The sequence below is a fragment of the Pontibacter sp. CAU 1760 genome, from assembly GCF_054482735.1.
The window spans coordinates 99199-119200 of sequence record NZ_JBTLRL010000004.1 but is presented as its reverse complement, the minus strand read 5'-3'; the positions used below and the strand labels follow the sequence as shown (position 1 = coordinate 119200).

Annotated in this window: 16 protein-coding genes; 15 read left to right on the top strand and 1 reads right to left on the bottom strand. The window is 52.9% G+C overall.

Going from position 1 to position 20002, the window contains the following annotated elements; translation table 11 throughout:
• The first annotated feature begins 11 nt into the window (after positions 1-11).
• Both ACXYMU_RS07095 and ACXYMU_RS07090 read left to right on the top strand, forming a co-directional pair.
• On the top strand, positions 12-668 hold the full coding sequence (locus ACXYMU_RS07095) for a 3-oxoacid CoA-transferase subunit B (RefSeq protein ID WP_458985670.1): 657 nt from the start codon (positions 12-14) through the stop codon (positions 666-668).
• 158 nt (positions 669-826) lie between these two features.
• Positions 827-2377 (top strand): GNAT family N-acetyltransferase, encoded by a 1551-nt coding sequence (locus tag ACXYMU_RS07090; protein ID WP_458985669.1) that lies wholly within the window; start codon positions 827-829, stop codon positions 2375-2377.
• A gap of 88 nt (positions 2378-2465) precedes the next feature.
• On the opposite strand, the gene ACXYMU_RS07085 is transcribed toward ACXYMU_RS07090, so the two are convergent.
• Positions 2466-3371 (bottom strand): chain length determinant protein, encoded by a 906-nt coding sequence (locus tag ACXYMU_RS07085; protein ID WP_458985668.1) that lies wholly within the window; start codon positions 3369-3371, stop codon positions 2466-2468.
• A 258-nt stretch (positions 3372-3629) separates the two neighbouring features.
• On the opposite strand from ACXYMU_RS07085, the gene ACXYMU_RS07080 reads away from it, so the two are divergent.
• From ACXYMU_RS07080 to ACXYMU_RS07020, 13 genes are all read left to right on the top strand, one after another.
• Positions 3630-4532, top strand: a complete 903-nt coding sequence (locus ACXYMU_RS07080; RefSeq protein WP_458985667.1) for an FkbM family methyltransferase — start codon at positions 3630-3632, stop codon at positions 4530-4532.
• Between the two features lie 73 nt (positions 4533-4605).
• Positions 4606-5931 (top strand): flippase, encoded by a 1326-nt coding sequence (locus ACXYMU_RS07075; protein WP_458985666.1) that lies wholly within the window; start codon positions 4606-4608, stop codon positions 5929-5931.
• Complete coding sequence (locus tag ACXYMU_RS07070) at positions 5931-6812, top strand: glycosyltransferase family 2 protein (RefSeq protein WP_458985665.1); 882 nt, start codon at positions 5931-5933, stop codon at positions 6810-6812. Before ACXYMU_RS07075 ends, ACXYMU_RS07070 begins: the two co-directional genes overlap by 1 nt.
• Positions 6793-7791 (top strand): glycosyltransferase family 2 protein, encoded by a 999-nt coding sequence (locus ACXYMU_RS07065; RefSeq protein ID WP_458985664.1) that lies wholly within the window; start codon positions 6793-6795, stop codon positions 7789-7791. The genes ACXYMU_RS07070 and ACXYMU_RS07065 overlap by 20 nt, the downstream gene beginning before the upstream one ends.
• Complete coding sequence (locus ACXYMU_RS07060; protein ID WP_458985663.1) at positions 7791-9101, top strand: O-antigen ligase family protein; 1311 nt, start codon at positions 7791-7793, stop codon at positions 9099-9101. The genes ACXYMU_RS07065 and ACXYMU_RS07060 overlap by 1 nt, the downstream gene beginning before the upstream one ends.
• Positions 9076-10200, top strand: a complete 1125-nt coding sequence (locus ACXYMU_RS07055; protein ID WP_458985662.1) for a glycosyltransferase family 4 protein — start codon at positions 9076-9078, stop codon at positions 10198-10200. Before ACXYMU_RS07060 ends, ACXYMU_RS07055 begins: the two co-directional genes overlap by 26 nt.
• A gap of 109 nt (positions 10201-10309) precedes the next feature.
• Complete coding sequence (locus tag ACXYMU_RS07050; protein WP_458985661.1) at positions 10310-11440, top strand: glycosyltransferase family 4 protein; 1131 nt, start codon at positions 10310-10312, stop codon at positions 11438-11440.
• Entirely contained in the window at positions 11440-12699 is a 1260-nt protein-coding gene (locus ACXYMU_RS07045; RefSeq protein ID WP_458985660.1) for an O-antigen ligase family protein, read from the top strand. Before ACXYMU_RS07050 ends, ACXYMU_RS07045 begins: the two co-directional genes overlap by 1 nt.
• 39 nt (positions 12700-12738) lie before the next feature.
• Positions 12739-14106, top strand: coding sequence for an undecaprenyl-phosphate glucose phosphotransferase (locus tag ACXYMU_RS07040; RefSeq protein WP_458985659.1), 1368 nt, complete (start codon positions 12739-12741; stop codon positions 14104-14106).
• Positions 14107-14133: 27 nt separating this feature from the next.
• On the top strand, positions 14134-15045 hold the full coding sequence (locus ACXYMU_RS07035; protein ID WP_458985658.1) for a glycosyltransferase: 912 nt from the start codon (positions 14134-14136) through the stop codon (positions 15043-15045).
• A 48-nt stretch (positions 15046-15093) separates the two neighbouring features.
• Complete coding sequence (gene hisS, locus ACXYMU_RS07030) at positions 15094-16488, top strand: histidine--tRNA ligase (protein ID WP_458985657.1); 1395 nt, start codon at positions 15094-15096, stop codon at positions 16486-16488.
• A 3-nt stretch (positions 16489-16491) separates the two neighbouring features.
• Complete coding sequence (gene hutH, locus ACXYMU_RS07025) at positions 16492-17991, top strand: histidine ammonia-lyase (protein WP_458985656.1); 1500 nt, start codon at positions 16492-16494, stop codon at positions 17989-17991.
• A gap of 71 nt (positions 17992-18062) precedes the next feature.
• A complete protein-coding gene (locus tag ACXYMU_RS07020) occupies positions 18063-19991 on the top strand; it encodes a T9SS type B sorting domain-containing protein (RefSeq protein ID WP_458985655.1) in 1929 nt (642 codons plus the stop codon).
• The last annotated feature ends 11 nt before the right edge of the window (positions 19992-20002 follow it).

Sequence of the window (20002 nt, the reverse complement as noted above, 5' to 3'; positions counted from 1 at the left end):
AAATCAAGACAATGGCTTTAGATAAACACGGAATAGCGAAACGTATCGCCAAGGAAGTTAAAAACGGCATGTACGTGAATTTGGGCATCGGCATACCGACGCTTGTGGCCAACTACATACCCCAGGGCATTGAGGTAGTGCTGCAATCCGAGAACGGCTTGCTGGGTATGGGACCGTTCCCGACCGATGAGGAAGTAGACGCCGACCTTATCAATGCTGGCAAGCAAACCATCACGACCCTGCCTGGCTCCTCTATTTTCAGCTCTGCAGATAGCTTTGCCATGATTCGCGGTGAGCATGTGGACCTCACCATCCTGGGGGCCATGGAGGTGTCTGAACAGGGCGACATTGCCAACTGGAAGATTCCCGGCAAAATGGTGAAAGGTATGGGTGGGGCCATGGACCTGGTGGCCTCGGCTAAGAATATCATCGTGGCCATGCAGCACACAGCCCGCGACGGCTCTTCTAAACTGCTGAAGGAATGCACCCTGCCTATTACGGGCGTAAAGTGCGTGAAAAAGATCGTAACGGACTTGGCTGTGCTGGAAGTAGTGGACGCTGGCTTTAAACTGCTGGAACGTGCCCCTGGGGTTAGCGTGGAGGAGATTGTAGCGGCCACCGCCGGGAAACTGCTGATAGAGGGCGATATCCCTGAAATACAAGTTTAATTCCAAACACCAGGAAAACGGTTTTGTCAAGGCTTAAGGCTTTGATAAAGGGGCAGCGCAGCGATGGTATTTTGCTGTGCTGCTTTTATACTATACCACATCGGGGCGGACTGCACGTATATAAGTCCGGTAATAACCGAAGACACATTTACACACACATGAGCGAAAAGATCGAAACTAATTTTGAACATAGATTACTGCTCCGCCAATTGGAGCTGAAGGATTACAAAGAAGTAAAAGACATCATGAATCTGGTGTACCGCAACATAGACGGTGCCTGGACCAGAAAAGAATTCTCGAACCTACTCAAGAAATTCCCAGAGGGGCAGATTTGTATAGAGGATAACGGCACGGTCGTGGCTGCGGCCCTCAGCTTGGTCATCAGCTACGACAAGTACGGCGACAAACACACCTACGAGCAGATCATTGACAACGGCACCTTCAAATCGCACGACCCGGAAGGCGAGACACTGTATGGCATTGATGTGTTTGTGCACCCCGAATACCGCAACATGCGCCTGGGCCGCCGACTATACGATGCCCGGAAGGAGATTTGCGAGAACCTGAACCTGCGCGGCATTATTGCCGGGGGACGCATACCGGGGTATAAAGACTACTCTGATAAGCTGACGCCCGCCAAGTACATTGAGATGGTGCGCAACAAAGAGCTGTCTGACCCGGTACTCTCCTTCCAGCTCAGCAACGGCTTCCACGTCCGTAAAATACTGAAAAACTACCTGCCCGACGATAAGGAGTCCCGCTCTTACGCCACACTGCTGGAGTGGATCAATGTGTATTATGAGGAGAAAGAGGAAATTATCGGTGGCCGTAAAACCGTGGTGCGTATTGGCATTGTGCAGTGGCAGATGCGCGCCGTGAAAGACCTCGAGGACTTTATGCAGCAAGTGGAGTTCTTTGTGGATACCGTGAGTTCCTACAAATCGGACATCGTGGTGTTCCCTGAGTTCTTTAATGCCCCGCTGATGGCCCTGACCAACGAGGAGTCCCCGTCCGAGGCGATCCGAAGCATGGCGGAGTATACCGAAGAGATCCGGGAGCGCATGGTACAGCTGGCCCTGTCTTACAACATCAACATCATTGCAGGCAGCATGCCGGAGTATTACGACAACAAGCTGTACAACGTGAGCTACCTCTGCCGCCGCGACGGAACGTATGACGCCCAGTATAAGCTGCACGTCACCCCGGACGAATCGCATTACTGGGGTATGCGCGGGGGCCACAAGCTGAAGATTTTTGATACAGACATCGGCAAGATCGGTATCCTGATCTGCTACGACGTGGAGTTCCCTGAACTGGCGCGTATGCTCTCCGACATGGATATGAAGATTCTTTTCGTGCCTTTCTGGACGGACACCAAGAACGCATATCTGCGTGTGCGCCTGTGCTCACAGGCCAGGGCCGTAGAGAACGAGTGCTATGTAGCGATTACTGGCAGCGTGGGCAACTTGCCAAAGGTTGAGAACATGGACATCCAGTACTCACAGTCCGCCGTTTTCTCCCCTTCTGACTTTGCTTTCCCGCATGATGCCGTGGTAGCTGAAGCGACACCAAATACCGAGATGACGCTGATCGCCGACCTGGACCTGGACCTGCTGAAGGACCTGAATGCCGCTGGTAGCGTGCGTAACCTCAAAGATCGCCGCAAGGACCTGTATAACCTGAGTTGGGTGCCGCGCAAAGAAGAATAGGAATCGTATACCATCCATTAAAACACAGAAGAGCCGCTGCAATCAAACGCAGCGGCTCTTCTGTGTTTTATAGCTCCTTCAATCCGAACTACCTGGAACGGTTCTTACTTTCCAGGGTCAGGCCAGTAACCAGGCCGATGATTCCCGCGAAAAACACGCTTATCACCAGAAACTTCAGCAGGCTGGGCCCCGTGGGCTTGGCGTGCGGCGCGAAGCCGTTTACTACCTGAATGTTATCCAGCCGGTCCAGTTCAGCTTCTAACTCAACCTGCTGCTCATACATGTCGAGTCCCTGGCGGTACAAGGTGGTTGGGTCCAGGGGGGCGCCGTATACAAAGCCGCCTACAGGGCCTCTTGGAGCCACTACAGCAGTCTTGATGCTGTCGATAGAGGAAATGTCCTGCTTCAGCTTCACCAGCAGGCTTTCAATCTCACGCTGCCTGATATTCTTTTGCTTGGAAAAATATCGGTTGTTTTCGAGGTAGTTCACCAGGGCTGGCTCCAGGCTTTCGAAAAGCTGGTTGCTGTAAAGCGACAATTCGATCCTGAAAGGAGAGCCTGTCAGCACACTGTCCTCCGACACGCGGTCCGCATCCAGGTTGTAGAAGTCCATTTCCTTTAACTGTGCCGCCGACGCCTCCTGTAAGTCAAGGCGTTCCGCCAGAGCGGCGTAGTTCTGCTCTTTGATCATCGACGACAGGTCGTTGAGTTGGTTCTCCACGAAGTCGTTGCGGATCTCAGCCAACACCAGGGTCATGGAAGAGGTGTAGTAAGGCTTCATAAGGTTGAACAGGCCATACCCTACGCCCAGTCCTGCCACCACAAAGCCAAGGAGCAGCAGGGCCCGCTTTCGCATCACAAAGAAAATGTACCCTATCTTGCGGAAAAGCGCCTTGAAACCACCGCCGATTTTTTTGAACACATACCGCAGGTCCACTTCATCCATTTGCTGGTTATACTTGCTTGGGCTATCTTCGGGATAGTTTTTATACATAGATGCAGGCTATATTTGTGCGAATATTCAAAATCCGCCGGGAATATGGGCAATTTGGGCTGCAAATTAACACAAATCAAAAAATCAGCAGCTCCTTTTAATGCATATTTGCAGGAAATGTATATAATTTTGTCCGGCAATACGTTGAATCGTTCATATCAGGAGCAGCTACAATTGTAACGCGTAGCCTGCATGAGTATACCCCGTTCAAAACTGCCAGCAAAATACGCACCCTTACGATAACACTATGAAAGCACGATGCAACTGATCAAAAAAGTCTACCAGACCCTTTTGCCCTATGACCTGCGCTGGAAGCTCCGGATTTACCGAGAGCGAAGCTCCGGCACCGGCCAACTCCGCAAGGACATCCTGCAGCATTACGCCACCCTTCCGGAAGCTGAGAAGCCTGCGGATGTAAAGGCCGTGCTGCGTTTCATTCAGCAGTATGGTGTGATCACTTTCCCATACCCTTTCGCATTCGACCAGAACCCCGACCAGGTGCACGTGTACCGCGATGCGAAACTTGGCTTGCCCTATGTGCTGCTGGACGGGAAACGACTGTACTACAAGCGTACCTGGAGTGAGAAGGAAATACAGGAAAGCTTTAACTTTCTGACTATTGAGCAGCATCCTAATTCTCCCCATCGTTACCTTACCTCAGGCTTCAAGGTAAATAAGGATGATGTGGTGGTGGATATCGGTGCGGCCGAAGGCAACTTCTCGTTGGGTATAGTAGAGCAGGCAGCCAAGGTCTACATTTTTGAGGCTGACCAGGAATGGATGGAGGCACTGGAGGCGACCTTTGCTCCCTGGCGCGAAAAAGTTGAGATCATTCACCAGTATGTGTCCGATACCGACACCGCCAGCACTATTCAACTGGATACTTTTCTGCAGGGTAAAGGCAAGGCGGATTTCCTGAAGATTGATGTGGAGGGTGCGGAATCGCAGATTTTGCGCGGTGCGCGGCAGAGTCTTCTCCAAACCAACGGTATGAAAGTCGCGATCTGCACCTACCATCGGCAAAAAGACGCCGTGGAGCTGGGGCAGGCTCTAAAAGAGCACGCCTTCAATATCACGTACTCTGATGGGTATATGCTCTTCCTGGAAGACGAGCAATCGCCGCCTTACCTCCGCAAAGGCTTGATCCGCGCCACTAAGTAGCGCCCGATTTACAGCGTTTGGTTGTTATACCGGAGGCAGCACACCGATTCATTCATTTCAAGGTTATACCTGATTGAGAAAAATCAAATCCATTTACACCAAGGCAGGCAACCTGGCAAGCGGGCGGCATCGGCCCCTTTTGTCTAATTTCATGTCGCTGGGCATCACGCAGGGTGCTAATTTCCTGCTCTCCGTCTTCACCTTCCCCTATCTGGTGCGGGTGCTTGGGGTTGAGAGGTTTGGCCTGATTGTGCTGCTGCAAACGGTAATGCTCTATTTTACGGTGCTGACCGACTACGGCTTTAACCTGACGGCCACACAGGATGTGTCGGTGAACAGGAAAGACAAGCGGGCAGTTTCCGATACCTTCTCGGAGGTGCTCAGCGCGAAGGTTTTTCTGCTGGCGGTATCCCTGCTGCTGTTGCTCACCTTGCTCTGGCTTATACCTGCCTTCCAGGATTATCGGATGATCGCTTTGCTAAGCTTCCCCATTGTGGTTGGGCAAGTGCTGCAACCCGCCTGGTTTTTCCAGGGAATCGAGCAGATGAAATACATCACATACATCAACATCCTGGTACGAGGGCTCTACGCTATCTCGGTCTTTACCTTCATCCACGGCCCCGACGATTATTTGCTCGTGAACCTGCTGAACGGCCTCAGCCTGATTATAGGGGGGATTGTGAGTTTGGCTTTAGTTTTCCGCCAGTTCAGTATCTCCTTCAGGCTTCCGGCAATGGGGCATGTGAAAGCACAGCTCGTAAAGAGCTGGAGCATCTTTTTCTCGACGCTTACCGTGTTTATAGCCAACAACAGCAACCTGCTCATCCTGGGTTTGTTTGCCTCGCCATTGGTGCTTGGGTATTATAGCATCGCCGAGAAAACCTTCCAGATCACCCGAACATTTGCCGTGATCCTACACCAGGTGGTTTACCCGCGGGTATGCCTGCTAGCCCAGGAATCGGTAGATGAGCTGAAGCTTTTCCTGAAAAACATCACCAAGCTGATTTTAGCGACCTTTGTACCGCTCTCGCTCCTGGTATTTGTACTAGCCGATTTCATTGTGCTGCTCATTTCCGGCAAGCCGCTGCCCGAAGCCGCTCTGGTGCTGCGCATCGTGAGTTTCGGCCCGACCATGGCCGCCCTGAACATTCCGGCCGCCCAAACCATGCTGGCCTATCATTTCACCAAAAGTTATACCCTGGTGGTGGGCATTGGCGCAGTCGTAAACGTTGCCCTGAACTTTGTGCTGGCCTATTACTTTCAGGCAACAGGCACGGCCATCAGCATCATGGTCACCGAGGCGCTCATAACGTTCCTGCTGTATGCCCGGCTGCATAGATCGCACCCCGCGTTTTCATTTTTCACCCCGTCACGCACCTCTGTGCAAGCCCCTGCCTGATGCCTGCCACTTTACATACCGACCCGAAGGATGCTGTTGCCGGCGTGGTGGTGCTTTACAAACCCGCAGCAACCGTACTGGCTAGTATAACCTCTTACCATACCAGTTTAGCCAAGCTGTTCATCATCGATAACTCCCCGGAAGCCAATCTATGGCTGGTCGAACAGCTAAGGCAGACAGGCATACCGGTTGAATATACCCACCTGCCCGCCAACGCAGGTATCGCCCAAGCCCTGAACTTGGGAGCCGAGAATGCCGTGCAGCAGCGGTACGACTGGCTCCTGACCATGGACCAGGACAGCCTGGCCCCTCCCGGCATGGTACAGCAACTGTTGGCAACTGCCAGGGCGAATCCGGAAGCGGGCATCGTGGCGCCAAGATACCTGCAACAGACCGACACCGATGATACAGCGCCAGTGAACCTTATCGAGGAAACCGAAGTGGTAATTACTTCCGGCAACCTGCTCAACCTAAATGCTTTTAAGCAGGCGGGGCCATTCCGCGAGGATTTCTTTATCGATTACGTGGACCATGAATACTGCCTCCGGCTAAAACGGAAGGGGTATAAAATACTGCTGCACCATGGCATTTTGCTGCGCCACGAATTAGGCGACTCCCAGAACCACACGCTCGGGTTACGGCCTGTCGTGTCGTCGCACCACAACTACCTGCGGCGCTATTATATTACCCGGAACAGGCTGGCCGTGTTGGCGATGTATAAAACCGACTTCCCGGCGTATTACCGGTTTCAGCAAACGTTGAACTGGAAAGAGACCCTGAAACTGCTGTTCCTGGAGCAGGATAAGCTTCGGAAACTGCGCAGTGTGCTGCGTGGCTACCTGGATTTTAAGCGGAACCGATTTGGAAAATATCCCTACTAAAGGCGCACACATGCCCAAGGTTTATACCATCCTGCTCAATTACAAGGGATGGCAGGACACCGTGGAGTGCCTTGAGAGCTTACTGGCTTCAGATTACCCCAATAACCAGGTGCTGGTGGTGGACAATAATTCACCAAACGACTCCCTGCCCCAGCTCCGCCAATGGGCTAAAAGCTACACCGCAAACCATTCCTGTACTTTTGCTGAGATAAGCGGGCAAGATGCTCTGCACAGATGCCCCAAAGCAGATGTGACCTTGATCAAGGCTAGCTGCAACGGTGGGTTTGCCGCCGGGAACAACATCGCCATTCGCCACGCCTTGCGCCTGAACGACTTCGACTTCCTCTGGCTGCTCAACAATGATACAACCGTGGCCCCGAATGCCTTGTCGGAATTGGTAAAGGCCGCTACCAGGGCACAAGCAGCTGGTAATAAAATTGGCATCTGGGGTGCCAAGCTTCTGTTCTACCACCAGCCTGGCACACTTCAGGCCATTGGCGGGCGGCTCAACGCTTATACCTTTACCACGCGCCATATAGCGGAAAATGAACTGGAAACAGCCGTTTTGGATACTGCCCGTGTGCCGCAGGATTATGTGGTGGGTGCTTCTATGTTCGTATCGAGCGCGTTTGTGCGGGAAGTGGGCTTGCTGAATGAGGACTATTTCCTGTATTTTGAGGAAATAGACTGGGCTATCCGGGCCAGGCGAAGAGGGTTTGACTTAGGGTATGTTCCGAGCTGCAGGGTCTACCACAAGGAAGGGAAAACCATAGGCTCCAGTTCGGCCGGGGCACGGAAAAGCATCCTGGCAGACTACCACGGGGTGCGCAGCAAGATCCGCTTCGTGCAGAAATTTTATCCGGCCAGGCTCCCGCTGCTGTATGCGCTGTTGTTGGGGTCAGTGTTCTTGCGTCTCAAACGGTTGCAGTTCAAAAGAGCTTTCCGGGTAGTCAGGCTCATGTTAAACCCAAAACGCTGATGCGGTTTTCTACAAGGATCTCTCTTTCAGCGGTACTGGTTAAACTGCTGGTGGCGGTGCTGCTATTCAATGGCTTCATCACCAACTTCCTGTCTTTTTCGGCCACCAACCTGGGCACCGTCTTTATCGACCTGCTCCTGATTCTGTTGCTGCTGCACTTGCTGCTTTATCTGCGCTACGGTGTCGAAAGCGCCCTCCACCTGGACCGCACTTATTGTTACCTGCTCCTTGGGTGGCTTGTACTGTTTGCTGCCACGGCGTTTAAACTTATTCTCCTGGACCATAACCCGTGGCCGGAACGAATACTCGGGCTACGGAACAACGTGGTATACATCGCCCCGTTTTTATACCTGCCGCTGTTATTCAACAAAGAAGAGGCCCTTCAGAAGGTAATCCGGGTACTGCTTGGCCTGGGCATGCTGCTGGTGGTCTTTTCGCTGATTCAGTTTGCCTTTTCCGATCAGCTGCCGCGCGAACTCTTGGTGCTGCGGGGCGAGGGGCGGTTTGGCTTTTTCGGGACAGACATCGTGCGGCCTACCGCCCTGCTGGGCAACACCATCATTTACGCCAGCTTCACGCTGATCCTATTCTCGTTTTTCCTGGCCAAACACCTCTACCAACCCCGCAAAACTTACCTTGTATTCATGTTGCTAACCGCCACGGCCAACCTCCTGACATTTACGCGGGCGGCTTTGGTTGGCTTGATTATGGTGCTGCTGGTTTCCCTGTTTTTGCGATACGCCCGTTTTACCTTGAATTTTGTGCTTAGGATTATGGGATTCCTGCTGCTGATTTCAGGTATGGCGCTCACCGGGTTATACCTGTATCAGGATTCCTTTCTGGTGCGCCGCATGACGGGCCGCGACGCCAGCACCCAGGGATCCACCAGCGACCATTACCAGCAGATACTCGATGCGGTGGCTTACCTAACGCAACACCCCTGGTTAGGCTCAGGCATCGGCAGCCAGGGGCCCAGCGGAAATCCGGCGACTAAAATCATTACCGACGGGTACTGGTTTCAGCTATACCTCGAGAATGGCATAGTAGCAGGAAGCCTGTTTGTGCTGTTCTACCTGAGTTGTGTCCTGATTGCGGTTCGTATCTTTTACATAGCAAAGGGAGTATTTTTAAAACAGCTCAGCATGGCATTCATAGCCTTCAGCGTGTATTTTTATGCCGCCAGCTTCCTGAACTCTGCCTATACCGGCAAAACGAACTTTATCCTGTACTGGCTGCTGTTCGGTAGTGTGGTAGCCCAGTACCTCATCCAGAAAAGAGCGCAATATGCCTACCTTAGTAGTAGACGCTAGAATGATCCATGCATCGGGCATTGGAGTATACCTGAGAAACATCCTGCCTTTCCTGGCCGAAAAGTATGACACAACGCTCCTTGGGTGCCCACAGGAATTAGCCAAATTCAAATGGCCTGCGAACACCCGCATTCTATCAGCTGGTGCTCCCATCTACTCCCTGAAAGAGCAGTGGCAGCTATTCAGAAAGGTTCCCGCCTGCGACATCTTCTGGTCGCCGCATTACAATGTGCCCGTGCTCCCGTTGCCGGCGCGCAAGCGGGTCGTTACCATCCACGATACCTATCACCTGGCTTACCAGCATACCCTGTCCCACTTCAAGAAGGCGTATGCAAGGTATTTTTTGAGGACGGCTGCCCTGAGATCCAACGCGGTGATTACCGTATCGCAGTTTTCCAAAGCGGAGCTGATGAGGTATACCGGCGTCTCGCCTGCAGCTGTTTCTGTTATATACAATGGCATTCAGGCGGCTACGTTCAATAAATCCAGCACAGCATCGGCACAGGAAAATTTGCAGGGGCGGCATCCGAACTTGCCAAAGCAGCCCTTTCTCTTGTTTGTGGGCAACGTGAAGCCACATAAAAACCTGCTGACCTTGCTTAGGGCGTATGCCCAGGTCATCAAAAGCCAGGACATACCCCACCACCTTTTGATTGTGGGCCAGCAGGATGGCTTCATCACCGGAGACCAAGCCGTCGGGGCCTACCTGCGTGAGCATCCTACGCTTCAGGAGCGCGTTCATTTTACAGGGTATGTTGATGATCAGGACCTGCCCCTGTTGTACAATGCGGCCAGTTTATTTGTGTTTCCGTCGTTGTATGAGGGCTTCGGGTTGCCGCCACTGGAGGCGATGGCCTGTGGCTGTCCGGTCATTGCCTCCAATGCGGCCAGTATGCCGGAAGTGTGTGGCCAGGCGGCTTTATACTTTGATCCATTGGATGTTCCGGTGCTTGCAGGGCTGCTGCTGCGGGTGCTCCGGGAGAAAGACCTGAGAGAAGAGCTCCAAAAACTGGGATTTAAGCAGGCAATGCAGTATAATTGGCAGGTGGCTGCTGCCCGACACCTCGATGTTTTCGAGAGGGTGCTGCAAGAAACGTAAGGACCGTGACAGATACGCCTGCTTTTTACAAGGGCATACGGTTCAACGCGCATGCACGCGCAACCGCCCTTCCGTCACCATACTTTTACATGAACTCAAACGATATATTTTGAAAATTGCGATCATACATGAGTGGTTTGTAGACTATTCCGGCTCAGAGCGGGTAGTGGAGCAACTGCTCACTGTTTTCCCGGAGGCCGATCTCTTTGCCGTGATTGACTTTATGCCCGAACACCTGCGGCAGCACATCCAGCACAAGAAAGTTACAACCACCTTCATCCAGAAGCTGCCTTTTGTCCGCAAGCACTACCGCAATTACCTGGCCCTGATGCCCCTGGCCATAGAGCAGCTGGACGTATCGGGGTATGACCTGGTGCTGAGCAGTAGCCATGCCGTTGCCAAAGGCGTGCTTACGCACAGCAGCCAACTACACATCTGCTATTGCCACTCTCCTATCCGGTATGCCTGGGACCTGTACCACCAGTACATCCGCGAGGCGGGCTTGTCGAAAGGCTTAAGGGGTATGATCGCGAGGACCATGCTGCACTACGTCAGGATGTGGGATTACACCACGGCTAACCGGGCGGACCACTTCATCGCCAATTCAGCGTACATCGGGCGCCGGATCCGGAAAGTGTATAACCGCGAGTCCACCGTCATTTACCCACCCGTAGACGTGGACAGCTTTACACTGATGCCCCAGAAAGATGATTTTTACCTGGCTGCCTCCCGGTTGGTAGCCTATAAGAAAACAGACATTATAGTAGAAGCCTTCGCCCGCATGCCCGACAAAAAGCTGATCGTGATTGGCGAAGGGCCTGACATGGCCAGACTTAAAGCGAAGGCGACCCCTAACGTCACCCTGCTTGGTTACCAGCCTTTTGCCGTGCTGAAAGACCACATGCAGCGGGCTAAAGCCCTGGTTTTTGCGGCAGAAGAGGACTTTGGGATTATACCGGTTGAAGCCCAGGCCTGCGGTACCCCCGTTATCGCCTATGGCAAGGGCGGCGCAACCGAAACGGTGCTGAATGGCGAGACTGGCATTCTCTTTCAGAAGCAGACAGCTTCAGCGATCCAGCAGGCCGTGCGCCGGTTTGAGCAGGTTGCCCCTAACTTTTCAGCCCAAACCATCCGGCAAAATGCGGAACGGTTTAGTCAGGAGATATTTCGGGAGCAGATCAAATCCTTCATCGCCGCCAAGGCGCCTGAGCTATTCCCTAACCCTTCGGTTTTACACTAATGCTTGATACCCCACACCTCGACCGGCGTAAACTGCTGCTGTTGGCATTGTATGGGTTCGTGTTGAGTATGCCCTTCGCCATCAACATCAATTCCATTTTCCTGATCCTGGCAGCATTAATTTGGATAAGCCGCATGCAGGTATGGCAGGACATCAAAGCCACGCTTAGCCATAACGCGCACCGGCTGCTTTTTTTGCTCTACCTGCTGTACGGGATAAGTGTATGGTGGAGCTCAAACAAAAGCGCGGCCCTGTCTGAGCTCGAACTCAAAAGTTCTTTCCTGCTCTTGCCGCTCCTCCTCACTTCGCTTGCGCCCACAAAGCACGAGCGGCATCGCTACCTGCAGGCTTTTGTGGCGGCTGTCACCTTGGCTGCGGTGATTAGTTTGGTGCTCTTGCTGCACAAAGTATTTTTCCTGAACCTATACCGGCAGCCGGAAGCATTTTTGGGAATGGATTGGGTATACTTTTCCTATCACTTACCCAAGCAATTGCCCTTCCACGCACCCTATTTCAGTATGTATAGCATGCTGGGGGTCATCATACTGTTGTTCATGGTCATCTCGAACCCAAACAAGCAACGGTCCCGCCTGCTCAGGCTGATCCAGGTCCTGACGGCTGTGTTTTTGTTTGCTTTCACGGTGGTGCTGGCTTCGCGGACGGCATTGGCGAGTGGGGTGTTTGTACTGGTAGCTGGCTGGCTGATCTATGCCATCCGACGCAAAAGGTACGCGCTGGCGCTGGTTATGGTGTTATTGGCGGCAGTTGGTGGGTGGGCAGCCTATACCCAGATCCCTTACCTGAAGCGCAAGGTAGAAAACCAGTATGGCATCTCGCAGCGGCAGCAGCTCTGGCAGGCTAGCCTATCGCTTGGGTCACAGCACCTGTTAGCGGGGGTTGGGTCCGGTGATGTGAAGCAGGAACTGACAGATGAGAAGAACAGGCTCTTTCCTGAAAATGCCTCCCCTGAGCTAACGGACCCACATAATCAGTACCTGCACCTGCTGTTGAGCTTGGGTGTACCTGGGCTTGGGGTATACCTGCTTTACATGGGTTATGCCCTCTACCTGTCCTGGAAAAACAAAGTACCCCTGCTAGCTGCCTTTGCGGTATTTTTCATGCTGTGTAGTCTCACCGAAAGCAACCTCCAGACGCAGAAAGGGGTCATCTTATTTTCGTTTCTGTCGGCGCTGCTGCTGGGTTCAGCTACAAGCAGTACCAAGGAACCTAGCCGTCATTTGACTTCAACTGGTTGCTAGCATCATAATCGTTTTGCAAATTGGCGAATCATCTGCCCTATGCCCGGATACTACTCTAAATACATTAAGCTGGTTCATGTGCTCGGCGACCTGGTTGCGGTGGCAGCCGCACTATGCGCAGCCTTCTGGCTGGCTTTCTGGTACCTTGCGTTCTCACCCGCATTGCTACTATATGCCCTGCTCATCTGGTTAACCTGCGCCACCTTAGCGGGTACCTACAAGCTTTACCGCATCAACAGAACCAGGCAAGTGCTTTTGAACGCGCTCAAGGTGCTGTTGCTGTACGTGCTGCTGGTAGAGGCGACCCTGAACATCAGCGGCATCCAGGACTATCCGCTTCAGCTCCGGTTTTTCCATTATGCCGCCCTTGCATTCGGGGTGATGCTTTGGCGCCTGATCGTGCTATCCGTTGTCCGGACGCTTCGCCGTCGCGGCTTTAACTCCAGGAAGGTGATCATTGCGGGTTACGGCAACAGTGGCCAGGAACTGGCGCGGTTTCTACAGAGCCACCCGGAGTATGGCTACAACTTTCTTGGCTTTTTTGATGACCACGAAACTAGCTCCCCGCATATTCTGGGGCGCATGAATGCGTTGGAGCGCTTTGTGCTGGAGCACGAGGTGAACGAAATATATTGCTGTGCTTTTGAGCTTAACAAGTCACAGGTGCAGCAGTTACTCGATTTTGTAGACGAGCACCTCGTCCGGATGAAATTTTTGCCCGAACCAGGTGCCATGCCCATCCGCAACCTCAAGGTGGATTTTTACGACATGCTGCCAGTGCTCATCCTGCGGTCAATCCCCCTCGATGATGCGTTGAACAAACTGCTAAAAAGGAGCTTCGATGTGGTGTTCTCGCTAATCGTGATTGTAGGGGTACTTTCCTGGCTTCTGCCACTGCTGGCCATCCTCATTAAGATGGACTCCAGAGGACCGGTGTTTTTCGGTCAGGAGCGTGCCGGGATCAACAACACGACATTCCGTTGCTGGAAACTGCGCTCGATGTATGTGAACACAGCTGCCAACTCTTTGCTGGCCAGCCGCGGAGATAACCGCATCACTCCTATCGGGGCCTTTATCCGCAAGACCAGCCTGGACGAGCTCCCCCAGTTTTTTAACGTATTTTTAGGCCAGATGTCGGTTGTAGGTCCGCGGCCACACATGCTGAAGGCCAACAGAGAGTACGCCTTGGTGGCCCACAAGTACATGGTGCGCCACCTGATCAAGCCGGGTATAACCGGGCTCTCGCAGGTACGCGGTTACCGTGGCGACACTACCGAAGATTACCAGGTGCGTGGCCGGGTGCGCCTGGATTTGTTTTACCTGGAAAACTGGACCTTCATACTGGATCTGAAGATTATTTATTTCACCATTACGAACATGTTCAGCGGCGACGAACACGCATTTTAGCAGAACGCGCCACACAATTAAGCAGTCATGCCACCTAAGCACACGAACCATAATGCCGAAGATGATAATCACTTGGATGTGGTCGGCTCTATCGTGGCTTACAAATCCGATGCTGCCTTGCTCAACAAGGCTATTGCCAGCTTTTTAGACACACCGCTGCGGGTACACCTCTACCTGATCGACAACGCCCCGACAGATGCACTGCGTACCCAAATCCCGCATGACACCCGCATTACGTACCAACTCAGCCCCCGGAACCTAGGATTCGGAAGCGGGCACAATGTCAGTATGCACCTGGGCCTGCACCGCTGCACGTATTTTCTGGTGCTTAACCCGGATGTATATTTTGACCCGAAGGTAGTGACAGCACTTTTCCTGAAGATGGAAGCACGGCAGCAGGTGGTGGTGTCGGCGCCGCAGGTCCTTTACCCCGACGCATCGCATCAGGGCTCCAGGCGACTGCTGCCATCGCCCCAGGACTTGTTTTTACGCAGGGTGCCGCTGCTGCACCGGTTTTTCCGGAAGCGGCTGCAGTCGCACCAGTACGAGGGTGTGCCAGAAGATGCCCTGGTGGAAGTTCCTTTTCTGTTAGGGTGCTTCCTGATGATCCGCTCGCAGACCTTGCGCGAAACCGGGCCATTTGACGAGCGCTTTTTCCTATATCTCGAAGACGTAGACCTGTGTCGGCGCCTGTCCAGAAGGGGGGTACTATTATACGATGGGTCGTTGCGGATTTATCATGTCTACCAGCGGGCATCGGCTAAAACCCTGCGCCTGTTCATGCATCACTTGGTTTCCTCTGTCAAATACTTCAATAAATGGGGCTGGTGGCAAGACGCTGAACGTGACCGCATCAACCGTAAAGCCTTGCAAAACAAGCATAACCTACAGCAGTTCAAATCAGCTGCTTCCGCATGCTTACCACACCACGCTAAATAAGCGGCCAATTCCTCAGCTTTTACTAACTTCGCAGGCAAAGTCAAAAGCATGAGCAAAGAAAAACCATCTATCCCAAAAGGCACCCGCGACTTTAGTCCTGCAGTCGTCGTGAAGCGTAACTATATATTCGGCGTCATCAAGCGCACCTTCGAGAAATTCGGTTATCTGCCCCTCGAAACCCCGGCTATGGAGCAACTGTCTGTCCTGACGGGCAAGTATGGCGATGAGGGCGACCAGCTGATCTTCAAGGTTCTGAACTCAGGCGACTTTTTGTCTAAAACAAAGCCGGAGGATATTGCCGAGGGCTCTAAGCACCTGACACGCAAAATCTCTGAGAAGGCCCTGCGCTATGACCTGACGGTGCCGTTTGCCCGCTACGTGGTCATGAACCGAAACGAGATCACCTTTCCATTCAAGCGGTACCAGATCCAGCCGGTATGGCGCGCCGACCGACCACAGAAAGGCCGCTACCGCGAGTTCTACCAGTGCGATGCCGACGTAGTGGGCACCAATTCCCTGCTCTGCGAAGCCGAGATCGTCCAGATGATCAACGAGGTATTGACAGCCTTGGGGCTCACCGACTTCACCATCAAGATCAACCACCGGGGTATACTGGCAGGAATTGCGGAGGCCATTGGGGAAAAAGGACGCGAAGGCGACATCTGCGTGGCTATCGACAAACTGGATAAAATAGGCCAGGATGGTGTGCGCAGGGAGCTGTTGGAGCGTGGCATTTCGGAGGGCGCTGTGGATAAACTGGAGCCGCTTTATACCCTGGAAGGCAGCAACGAGCAACTGCTGGAGCAACTCCAGGCCATACTCGGCAACACCCAGGAAGGGCAGCGCGGCCTGAAAGACCTGCGTGACGTATGGGATTACCTGAGCGGCCTTAATAGCCAGGCTCTCAGCGCATCTAACGCGTCTCAGCACCCACGGCTATTGCTGGATGTAACACTGGCCCGTGGCCTCTCCTATTATACCGGCTGTATCTTTGAGGTTAAGGTGAATAACGTGAGCATGGGCAGCATCAGCGGCGGTGGCCGCTACGACAACCTGACGGGTATGTTTGGCTTGCCGGGCGTGTCTGGCGTGGGCTTCTCGTTCGGCGTGGACCGCATCTATGACGTGCTGGAAGAACTTCAACTGTTTCCGGCAAGCAGCCAGGCGGGCACCAAGGTGCTGTTAGTTCAATTCGACAAGGCGTCCGAGTTGTATGGCTTGCCGGTGCTGCAGCAACTCCGGGATGCGGGTATCGCGGCGGAGCTATACCCCGAGCCGGCTAAACTGAAAAAGCAAATGGGCTACGCAGACCAGAAAAACATTCCGTTCGTTGTACTGATAGGATCAGAGGAAATGGCAACGGGCAAGCTAAAGCTGCGCAACATGCTGCAAGGCGAGCAGCAGGACCTGACCCTCGACCAAATCATCACGCAACTTCGCTAACTTATGCCACAAGAGCATTTTATAACAGGTGATCACCTGAGCCTGGAAACCATTGACAAGATACTGCAGGAAAAGCAGACGCTAGCTTTGTCGGAAACTGCCGAGCAGCGCATTGTGCAGTGCCATGATTATCTGCAGCAGAAAATAAGCGATACGCCGAAAAGCATTTATGGCATTAATACCGGCTTTGGTGCCCTCTGCAACAAGCGCATCTCACAGCCTAACCTGGAGCAACTGCAGCGCAACCTGATGATGTCGCATGCCTGCGGCACAGGCCCGGAAGTGCCGGAGGAAATTGTAAAGCTCATGCTCCTGCTCAAAATCCAGTCGCTGGCTTACGGGCATAGCGGGGTACAGTTACTCACCGTAAAGCGCTTGATTGATTTCTACAACCGCGATGTATACCCGGTGGTGTATGAGCAGGGCTCTTTGGGTGCCAGCGGCGACTTGTCTCCCCTGGCCCACCTATGCCTCCCGCTGCTGGGTATGGGCGAGGTATACTTCCAGGGGTATAAACTGGCCAGCAAGCATGTGCTGGAGATGTTTAGCTGGGAGCCCGTGACGCTAAAAGCCAAGGAAGGACTGGCGCTTTTAAACGGTACCCAGTTTATGGCGGCTTATGGCGTACAGGCTTTGCTCCACGCCAGGCGACTTGCCAAGCAGGCCGACATGATCGGGGCCCTGTCCCTGGATGCCTTTGACGGGCTGCTTGAGCCTTTCGATGCGCGCATCCACCAGTTGCGGCCACACAAAGGCCAGCAGGAAACTGCCGCCACAGTGCGCGAACTACTGGAAGGCAGTGAGCTGATCCGGCAGGAGAAACCACATGTGCAGGACCCTTACTCCTTCCGCTGCATGCCGCAGGTGCATGGCGCAACCAAAGACGCGCTGGCATACGCCGAGAAGGTTTTCGTGACCGAGATAAATTCGGTGACGGATAACCCCAACGTGTTTCCGGAAGAGGATGCTATCTTGTCTGGCGGGAATTTCCATGGGCAGCCTTTGGCTTTAGCGCTGGATTTTATGGCCATCGCGATGGCTGAACTCGGTAACATCTCGGAGCGTCGTACCTATCAGCTGATCTCTGGTTTGCGCGGGTTGCCTGAGTTTCTGGTAGCGGAGTCCGGCCTCAACTCCGGTTTCATGATCACGCAGTATACGGCCGCTTCCATCGTGAGCCAGAACAAACAGCTTTGCACGCCTTCGTCTATTGACTCGATCACGTCGTCCAATAACCAGGAGGACCATGTCAGCATGGGTGCCAATGCCGCGACAAAGCTTTACCGTGTCATCCATAATATGGAGCGCGTGTTAGCCATCGAGTTAATACACGCAGCGCAGGCGCTTGATTTCCGCCGGCCGCTTAGAACGTCTCCAAAACTGGAAGAAGTAGTAGCCGCATTCCGGGAGAAAGTACCGTTTATGGCGACAGACCGTATATTACACGACGACATCATGGCGAGTATAGCCTTTCTGCGAAACGAAAAAACGGGTAACCTGTAGGAAAATTTAGGATTGCCAATACATCAAAAATTGTATATTTTACGCTCCCGTTCTCTACCAAACTTATATTATTGAAACTACTTCTTTACATAGGCCTACTGTGGGCAGCACTCCCAACAAGGGCAGCCGAAAAATGCTTTGAGGCATTCGACCAGCAAAACCAGAAGGCTACGGTGCTCTGTGTGGGACGGCCCTATACGTTTCAGGACTGTGGCAATGAAGTACCGGATGAGAATGAGTACTATATATTTAACTACAAAAAAGGCACGCCCATCACCAATGCCTCAGACGACCAGACACATACCTATACCGCCCCCGGCACTTACCGGGTTTTGCAGGTAGCCAATTACGGCAGTAACACCCTCACCGATACGGTATCGGTTGTATATGAGGTAAAAGCCACCCCAGCACCTGATTTTAATGTCAGCACCTGTGCCAATGGGAAAGTGGCCGTTGACATCAGGGACACCAACTATACCTTTTATATGATAGAGTATGGCGATGGGCAGCGCGATACCAATGTGCAGCCAGGCAGCAGTAGCGTTGAGCATACATATGCCACGGCTGGCACTTATAGGGTTAAGGTAACCGGTGCCTATGAGCCAGGAGCCTGTACCGGTAGTGCCGAGAAGCAAGTTACGGCCTATTATGCCACACAGCTTCCATTACTTAGCAGGCTTACTGTCCAAAAACAGGGAACAAGCGAACGCGTGCAGCTTGAATTGCGGCAATTACAGCCCGGCAGCATTTACCTGGTGCAGCAATGGCAGCAAAACGCCGCTAGGTTCGCCACCATCGATACCATCAGAACCTTACAGGACGCAACCCTGACGAATGCCCTGACACACTTGCTGACGAATATAAATACGACAAATGCCGTGCATTACAGGATTCAGCCCGTTGATGCTTGTGGCAGTGCGTCACCCGGCTCCACTCCTGTTAGCCTAATCACGCTAGAGGCCACCTCCGGAAATGAGTTAGTGACGCTGAAGTGGAAAAACATGCCTTTTGCGAGCTCCTTCAGGGTATATCGCAATGGGGTAAAAATTAAGACATTAACCAGTTCAGCCAGTCAGTACGCAGACCAAGAAGTTACATGCAACATGCCCTATCAGTATGTTATTCAGGGCATTGCGGCGGATAGCAGCGTGTCTGTGTCAGCGGTGGCAGAGGTACTGGTAACTTCCACCGCTACCCCATCAGCACCCGCTGTGGCCTCTACGTACAACCCGGAGAACCAGGTAGTGCTGACCATCAGCAGAGAAAACAAAGTGACAGCAGGTGACGGTAATTTCGCGATAGAGCGTAGCCAGGGGCAGAACGGGAAGTATCAGCCGCTGGCCAATGTACAGGAACTTACGTATATTGATGCTTTAAGCGCACCGGGGCCTTATTGCTTTCGAACCACCTATACCAATGCCTGTGCCAACAGCTCGGATTATGGCAACGTAACCTGCCCTGTATTCCTACAGGCAGAACAGTTGCGTACTGAAACAGCTATCCAACTTGACTGGAGCGCTTACAAGGGACCATCTGACGCTTCCGTTGTATACAGCCTGGAGATGTTGGATGCCAACGGCAATGTATTGAAAGCTTTTCCTACTACCGGCACTACGTACAAGGACATCAACCTGAATGATAACCAGCAACAGCGCTGGTACAGAACCAAGGGCACTTTGCGTGACGGCAGCGTGACGTACTCCAACACAGTTTTAATTGAGCTGGCAGGGCAGCTATTCATACCCAGCGCCTTTACGCCCAACAATGACGGCCTGAACGATACTTTTGTCATTAAAGGGCGTTTTTTTACCGGCTACCAGTTAAAAGTATATAACCGCGGGGGCAACCTGATCTACCAAGGCACAGATGCCGACCTGGGCTGGGACGGCACCTTTCAAGGCAAGCTTTTACCGGCGGGCGTTTACGCATATGAAGTTACCGTTACCGAGAACAAAGGTACTGAAAAGCGCCATACGGGCACTGTTTCGCTCTTACGGTAAAATTCTTACCG